Consider the following 4,505-nt stretch of genomic DNA (forward strand, 5'->3'; position numbering starts at 1 on the left):
ATCCTGATGTTCGTCGTCATCGCCGTCTTCGTCGCCGGTCTGATGGTCGGCCGTACGCCGGAATATCTCGGCAAGAAGATCGAGGCCAGGGAGGTGAAGATGGCGATGCTCGCCATCCTGTGCCTGCCGCTGGCCATGCTGATCTTCACGGCGATCGCCGTGGTCCTGCCGAGCGCCGTGGCCTCGATGGCCAATGGCGGCCCGCACGGCTTCTCCGAGGTGCTCTATGCCTACACGTCGTCCGCCGCGAACAACGGCTCGGCCTTCGGCGGCCTCACCGGCAACACACCCTGGTTCAACCTCACGGGTGCAATCGGCATGCTGATGGGCCGCTTCCTGGTCATCATCCCGGCTCTGGCCATTGCCGGCTCGCTGGCGGCGAAGAAGACCGTGCCCGCTTCGGCCGGCACCTTCCCGACCGACGGCACGCTGTTCGTCGGCCTGCTGGTCGGCGTCATCATCATCGTCGGCGGCCTCACCTTCTTCCCGTCGCTCGCCGTCGGCCCGATCGTCGAGCATCTGGCGATGATCCATGGACAGACCTTCTGAGATGACCATGCCCGGGTTCAACCACATACGTCGGCACGACGGTCACCAGGCCGGTGACGGAGCGCCCGACAACGGAAGGGACGAGAAGCCTCGTCCTTTCCCGACGCTTTCAACCTTTCTCGGCATGGCGGCCGTGCTGTTCGTGCTGTGGCTGCTGGCCACCGGTCTTCCGCACCTCTTCCCGAAGACCGAACACCCGGCGCCGTCCAACATAACCGATACTGGAGCCCAAAAATGAGCCAGTCCAAATCCGCGAGCATTCTGGATGCCCGCATCCTGGTGCCCGCCATCGGCGGCGCCTTCCGCAAGCTGAACCCGCGCACGCTGGTCCGTAATCCGGTGATGTTCGTCGTCGCCGTCGTCTCGGCTCTCACCACCGTTCTGTTCGTCAAGGATCTCATCGCCGGGGGCGGCGATCTCGGCTTCACCCTGCAGATCATCATCTGGCTGTGGTTCACCGTGCTGTTCGCGAATTTCGCCGAGGCCGTCGCCGAAGGCCGCGGCAAGGCGCAGGCCGACTCGCTGCGCAAGGCGCGCACCGAGATTCAGGCCAAGCTGCTCAGCAACGGCGACCGCGCGAAATTCAAGCTGGTGCCGGGCACCAGCCTGAAGGTCGGCGATGTCGTGCTGGTCGAGGCCGGCGACATCATCCCGTCCGACGGCGAGGTGATCGAAGGCGTGGCCTCCGTCAACGAGGCGGCGATCACCGGCGAATCCGCGCCCGTCATCCGCGAATCCGGCGGCGACCGTTCGGCCGTCACCGGCGGCACCCAGGTGCTGTCCGACTGGATCCGCGTGCGCATCTCCGCCGCCTCCGGCCAGACCTTCCTCGACCGCATGATCTCGCTGGTGGAGGGCGCCGAGCGCCAGAAGACGCCGAACGAGATCGCGCTCAACATCCTGCTCGTCGGCATGACGCTGATCTTCGTGCTGGCGACCGCGACCATCCCGAGCTTCGCCTCCTATTCGGGCGGCTATATCCCGGTGACGATCCTGGTTGCTCTGTTCGTGACGCTGATCCCGACCACGATCGGCGCATTGCTGTCGGCCATCGGCATCGCCGGCATGGACCGGCTGGTGCGCTTCAACGTGCTTGCCATGTCCGGCCGCGCCGTCGAGGCCGCCGGCGACGTCGACACGCTGCTGCTCGACAAGACCGGCACCATCACGCTCGGCAATCGCCAGGCGACCGAGTTCCGTCCGGTCAAGGGCGTCACCGAGCAGGAGCTGGCCGATGCCGCCCAGCTCGCCTCGCTCGCCGACGAGACGCCGGAAGGCCGCTCGATCGTCGTGCTCGCCAAGGAGAAATACGGCATCCGCGCCCGCGACATGGCGACCCTGCACGCAGCCTTCGTGCCCTTCACCGCGCAGACCCGCATGAGCGGCGTCGACATCGACGGCTCGTCGGTGCGCAAGGGTGCCGTCGACGCTGTGCTCAATCACGTCAACCAAGCGACCGCCGCAGCCCACGGCACGCGCCCGACGAGCGACACGATCCGCGATCTCCAGGCCGTTGCCGACGAGATCGCCAAGGCCGGTGGCACCCCACTGGCGGTCGAGCGCGACGGGCGCCTGCTCGGCGTCGTCCACCTCAAGGACATCGTCAAGGGCGGCATATCCGAGCGTTTCGCCGAGTTGCGCAAGATGGGCATCCGCACGGTGATGATCACCGGCGACAACCCGCTGACCGCGGCCGCCATCGCCGCCGAGGCCGGCGTCGACGACTTCCTTGCCCAGGCGACGCCTGAGAACAAGCTGTCGCTGATCCGCGAGGAGCAGGCCAAGGGCAAGCTGGTCGCCATGTGCGGCGACGGCACCAATGACGCTCCGGCGCTCGCCCAAGCCGATGTCGGCGTCGCCATGAACACCGGCACGGTCGCCGCGCGCGAGGCCGGCAACATGGTCGACCTCGACAGCGACCCGACCAAGCTGATCGAGATCGTCGAGATCGGCAAGGCGCTGTTGATGACGCGCGGCTCGCTGACGACCTTCTCGATCGCCAACGACGTGGCCAAGTACTTCGCCATCATCCCGGCGATGTTCGCGGTCTTCTATGTCGCGCCCGGTCAGTCCACCGGTCCGCTGCAGGCGCTCAACATCATGCATCTGGCGACGCCGCAGAGCGCCATCCTGTCGGCCATCATCTTCAATGCGCTGATCATCATCGCGCTGATCCCGCTGTCGCTGAAAGGCGTGAAATATCGTGCCATCGGCGCCGGCTCGCTGCTCACCCGCAACCTGCTCGTCTACGGCCTCGGCGGCATCATCGTGCCTTTCGTCGGCATCAAGGCGATCGACCTGATCGTCACGGCCCTCGGCCTCGCATAAGGATTTATCCCGATGTTCAAGCAACTCAGACCCGCTATCGTCATGATCGTCTTCTTCACGGCGCTGACCGGCCTGATCTATCCGATCGGCATGACCGGCATTGCCCAGGCGCTGTTCCCGAACCAGGCCAATGGCAGCCTGATCGAGAAGGATGGAAAGGTCATCGGCTCCAGCCTGATCGGCCAGGCCTTTGCCGGCGACCGCTATTTCCACGGCCGGCCGTCGGCCGCCGGCGACGGCTACAATGCGACGGCCTCCAGCGGCTCGAACCTCGGCCCGACAAACGCGAAACTGATCGACCGCATCAAGGGTGACGCCGAGAAGCTGAAGGCCGAGAACCCGAACGCGCCGGTGCCGATGGACCTCGTCACGACCTCCGGCAGCGGCCTCGATCCCGACATCAGCCCCGAGGCCGCCTATTTCCAGGTGCCGCGCGTCGCCAAGGCCCGCGGCGTTGACGAGGCCAAGGTCAAGGCGCTCGTCGACGGCCATGTCGAGGCTCGCGAGCTTGGCGTCCTCGGCGAGCCGGTGGTCAATGTGCTGGCGCTGAACCTAGCGCTGGACGAGCTGAAGTGATCCACGCGCCGGGGATCGACACGGTCCCCGGCGCAATCCATGATTGGACTGATGCCCGACGACCGGACCGACTCCGAGAACCGCCCCTCCCCCGACGCGCTGCTGGAGCATGCCGAGCGCGAGGGCCGCGGCCGCCTGCGCATATTCCTTGGCGCGGCACCTGGCGTCGGCAAGACCTACGAGATGCTGATGGCGGGCCGCGCCCGCCGCGCCGACGGCGTCGATGTGGTCATCGGCATCGTCGAGACGCATGGCCGCAAGGAAACCCAGGCGCTGGTCGACGGCTACGAGGTGATCCCGCGCCGACTGGTCGACTATCGCGGCCAGACCTTGGAAGAGATGGACATCGACGCCATCCTGAGGCGCCGCCCCGACCTCGTCCTTGTCGACGAGCTTGCCCACACCAACGCGCCAGGCAGCCGGCATCCTAAGCGCTATCTCGACGTCCAGGAGATCCTGGCGCAAGGCATCGACGTCTACACCACGCTGAATATCCAGCATGTCGAGAGCCTGAACGACGTCGTCGCCCAGATCACCCGCGTCAGGGTGCGCGAGACGGTCCCCGATTCCATCATCGACGAGGCCGACGACATCGAGGTCATCGATCTCACCCCCGACGACCTCATCAAGCGGCTGCACGACGGCAAGGTCTATTTCCCCAACACCGCCCAGCGCGCCATCGAGAATTATTTCTCGCCGGGCAATCTGACGGCGCTGCGCGAGCTGGCGCTGCGCCGCACCGCCCAGCGCGTCGACGAACAGCTGCTCAACCATATGCAGTCGCACGCCATTCCGGGCCCCTGGGCGGCCGGCGAGCGCGTGCTCGTCTGCGTCGACTCGCAGCCTGGCGGCGCGGCCCGCATCCGCTATGCGCGCCGGCTCGCCGACCGGCTGCGCGCGCCCTGGACGGCGCTTCACATCGACACGCCGCGTTTGGCCGGCATGAGCGAAGACCACAAGGACCGGCTGGCGGCGAACCTGCGCCTCGCCGAGCAGCTCGGCGCCGAGGTCACCACCATTCCGGGCCAGTACATCGCGCAGGACATTGTTCG

Annotated in this window: 4 protein-coding genes and 1 pseudogene; all 5 read left to right on the forward strand. The window is 66.6% G+C overall.

Going from position 1 to position 4,505, the window contains the following annotated elements; translation table 11 throughout:
• The coding region (locus EOA27_RS23780) for a potassium-transporting ATPase subunit KdpA (RefSeq protein WP_189562096.1) at nt 1-549 on the forward strand (549 nt) is incomplete at its 5' end.
• Nucleotides 550-556: 7 nt separating this feature from the next.
• A complete protein-coding gene (locus EOA27_RS23785; RefSeq protein ID WP_126081225.1) occupies nt 557-787 on the forward strand; it encodes a hypothetical protein in 231 nt (76 codons plus the stop codon).
• The gene (kdpB, locus tag EOA27_RS23790) at nt 784-2,877 is read left to right on the forward strand and encodes a potassium-transporting ATPase subunit KdpB (RefSeq protein ID WP_127257389.1); all 2,094 of its coding nucleotides are present in this window, start codon (nt 784-786) and stop codon (nt 2,875-2,877) included. Before EOA27_RS23785 ends, kdpB begins: the two co-directional genes overlap by 4 nt.
• Before the next feature lie 12 nt (nt 2,878-2,889).
• The gene (gene kdpC / locus EOA27_RS23795) at nt 2,890-3,453 is read left to right on the forward strand and encodes a potassium-transporting ATPase subunit KdpC (protein ID WP_126081223.1); all 564 of its coding nucleotides are present in this window, start codon (nt 2,890-2,892) and stop codon (nt 3,451-3,453) included.
• A gap of 51 nt (nt 3,454-3,504) precedes the next feature.
• A pseudogene (locus EOA27_RS23800) lies at nt 3,505-4,505 on the forward strand (sensor histidine kinase KdpD); the annotation flags it as partial.

This window comes from Mesorhizobium sp. M2A.F.Ca.ET.037.01.1.1 (assembly GCF_003998075.1).
In the GTDB taxonomy this organism is placed as follows: Bacteria; Pseudomonadota; Alphaproteobacteria; order Rhizobiales; family Rhizobiaceae; genus Mesorhizobium.

What these genes read in the sequence shown, in the direction of transcription:
- kdpB (WP_127257389.1), top strand. Translation starts at nt 784, where the DNA reads ATGAGCCAGTCCAAATCCGCGAGCATTCTGGATGCCCGCATCCTGGTG.
- kdpC (WP_126081223.1), top strand. Translation starts at nt 2,890, where the DNA reads ATGTTCAAGCAACTCAGACCCGCTATCGTCATGATCGTCTTCTTCACG.
- EOA27_RS23785 (WP_126081225.1), top strand. Translation starts at nt 557, where the DNA reads ATGCCCGGGTTCAACCACATACGTCGGCACGACGGTCACCAGGCCGGT.